This window comes from Methylobacterium sp. WL103 (assembly GCF_008039885.1).
Classification (GTDB): Bacteria; Pseudomonadota; Alphaproteobacteria; order Rhizobiales; family Beijerinckiaceae; genus Methylobacterium; species Methylobacterium cerastii.
In genome coordinates this window covers 1-2,669 of the sequence record NZ_VRUX01000567.1, presented here as the reverse complement: position 1 = coordinate 2,669, position 2,669 = coordinate 1, and the positions used below count along the sequence as shown (strand labels likewise).

Below are 2,669 nucleotides of genomic sequence, written 5' to 3'. Positions count from 1 at the left end.
CCTCGGGCGTGTAGAGTCCCGCCGGCGTCGGCAGCGCCTTCACCGACACGCCGCCGATCGCGGCCGAGCCTGCGGCCTCGGTGTTGTAGATGTGGGACTGGTCGTCGACCACGATCTCGTCGCCGGCCCGGGTCTGAACCAGGATCGAGACGAGGTTGCACATCGTGCCGGACGGCATGAACACCCCGTCCTCCTGGCCGAGCAGGGCGGCGACCCGGTCGCAGAGCGCCCGCGTCGTCGGGTCGGAATCGGACTGCTCGTCGCCGACCACCGCGCGCGCCATCGCCTCGCGCATGCCCGGCGTCGGCCGCGTCTGGGTGTCGCTGTAGAGATCGATCGTCACGGGCAGGCTTGCCTCCGGTCGGCGTTGCGGCGCCATAGTGCATGGTCGCGCGGTCCCGCGAAAGCGCGGCAGGCACGCTTTCCATCAAAATGAATTTTGAATACGTTTAGCGGAGGCGACCGGAATCGGGCGTCGGGAGGGCTGAGCAGGTGGCGGTCGAGACGGCGCCCCAGGGTGCGAGACAGGACGCGCGGCAAGAGACGCGGCAAGGCGAACGGCAAGGCGCACAGCAAGGCGCGCGCGTCGCCGGGCGGAACGGCGCCGGCCTGGCGCGGCGGCTGGCGGAGGCGTTGCAGGGCGAGGCCCGTTTCGACGCCTTTACGCGCGGGCGCTACGCGACGGACGCCTCGATCTACCAGATCATGCCGGCCGGCGTGGTGCTGCCGAAGAGCGCCGCCGACATCGCCGCGACCCTGACGATCGCCGCCGAGCATGGGGTGCCGGTGATCATGCGGGGCGGCGGCACCTCGCAGAACGGGCAGCCGATCGGCTCGGGGCTGGTGGTCGACTGCTCGCGCCACTTTAACGGCATCCGCGCCTACGACGCGCAGGCCGGCACCGTCACCGTCGAGCCGGGCATGGTGCTGGAGCGCCTGAACACCCGCGTGAAGGCCGACGGCTGGTTCTTCCCGGTGGAGCCCTCGACGGCGACCCGCTGCACCATCGGCGGCATGGCCGGCAACAATTCCTGCGGCGCCCGCTCTCTGCGCTTTGGCAAGATGAGCGACAACGTGCTCGGCCTGGAGGCGCTGTTCCACGATGCGGAAGCCTTCGGCTTCGGGCTGACAGGCAACGAATCCGGCGGCGTCACCGGCTCGGCCCACGCCGAAGACCTCGCGCGCCGCATGATGGCGCTCGCCGAGTCGGAGCGCGCGGAAATCCTGGCGAAGTATCCGAAGGTCCAGCGCCGGGTCGGCGGCTACAACCTCGACGCGCTGATCGAGGCGCGGCCGAACCTCGCCCACCTGCTGGTCGGCTCGGAGGGGACGCTGGCGGCGACGACCTCGGTGACGCTGCAGCTGTCCCGGCTGCCGGCGCACCGGGTGATGGGGGTGTGCCACTTCCCGTCGTTCCGCTCCGCGATGGAGACCACGCGCCACATCGTCGACCTCGACCCGGTGGCGGTGGAGCTCGTCGACAACAACGTGCTGGTGCTCGGCGCCGACATCCCGCTGTTTCGCGCGACGCTGGCCGACATCACCCGCGGCACGCCGAACTGCCTGCTGCTCGCCGAGTTCGCCGGCGAGGACCTCGCCGCGCTCGAGCGCGACCTCAAGCGCCTCGACGCCTGCATGGCCGACCACGGCTTCCCCGACGCGGTGGTCGAGATCCACGAGCCGTCGCGCCAGAAGTCGGTCTGGGAGGTGCGCGAAGCCTGCCTCAACATCATGATGTCGATGAAGGGGGACGCTAAGCCGGTCTCGTTCATCGAGGATTGCGCGGTGCCCCTCGAGCACCTGGCCGACTACACCGACGCCGTCACCGACGTGTTCACGAAGCACGGCACGCGCGGAACCTGGTACGCCCACGCCTCCGTCGGCTGCCTGCACGTCCGCCCGATCCTCGACATGAAGCTCGGCGGCGACGTCGCCAAGATGCGCGCCATCGCGGAGGAGACCTCCGAGCTGGTGCGCCGGTTCAAGGGCTCGTATTCCGGCGAGCACGGCGACGGCATCTCGCGCTCGGAATACATCGCGCCGCTGTTCGGGCCGCGCCTCGCCCGCGCCTTCGAGACCGTGAAGGACGCGTTCGACCCCGAGAACCGCCTGAACCCGGGCAAGATCGTGCGCCCGCTGTCGATGGACGACCGCGCGCTGATGCGGTTCGGGTCGGACTACCAGGTGGTCGCGCCGCGCGAGACCGCGCTCGACTGGCCCGAGGCCGGCGGCTTCGGCGGCGCCGTGGAGATGTGCAACAACAACGGCACCTGCCGGAAGCTCGCGGGCGGAGCGATGTGCCCGTCCTACCGCGTCACCCGCGAAGAGCAGCACCTGACGCGGGGCCGGGCGAACTCCCTGCGGCTGGCGATCTCGGGCCAGCTCGGCAAGGACGCGTTCACGTCGCCTGAGATGAAGCGCACGATGGACCTGTGCGTCTCGTGCAAGGCGTGCCGCCGCGAATGCCCGACCGGCGTCGACATGGCGCGGATGAAGGTCGAGTTCCTGCATCATTACCACGCCCGCCACGGCCTGCCGCTGAAGGACCGGCTGATCGGCGCGATGCCGCATTACGCCGGCGTCGCTGCGCGGCTGGCGCCGCTGCTGAACCTGCGCGACCGGGTGCCGGCGCTGGCGCGGATGTCCGAGCGCGTCGCGGGCCTCTCGGC

Annotated in this window: 2 protein-coding genes; one reads left to right on the top strand and one right to left on the bottom strand. The window is 70.7% G+C overall.

Features of this window, described 5'->3' with window-relative positions; translation table 11 throughout:
- The coding region (locus tag FV222_RS22405) for a beta-eliminating lyase-related protein (protein ID WP_348644947.1) at positions 1–295 on the bottom strand (295 nt) is incomplete at its 3' end.
- Between the two features lie 314 nt (positions 296–609).
- On the opposite strand from FV222_RS22405, the gene FV222_RS22400 reads away from it, so the two are divergent.
- Positions 610–2,669, top strand: a 2,060-nt coding sequence (locus FV222_RS22400) for an FAD-binding and (Fe-S)-binding domain-containing protein (protein ID WP_187277426.1), incomplete at its 3' end; no start/stop codon positions are given.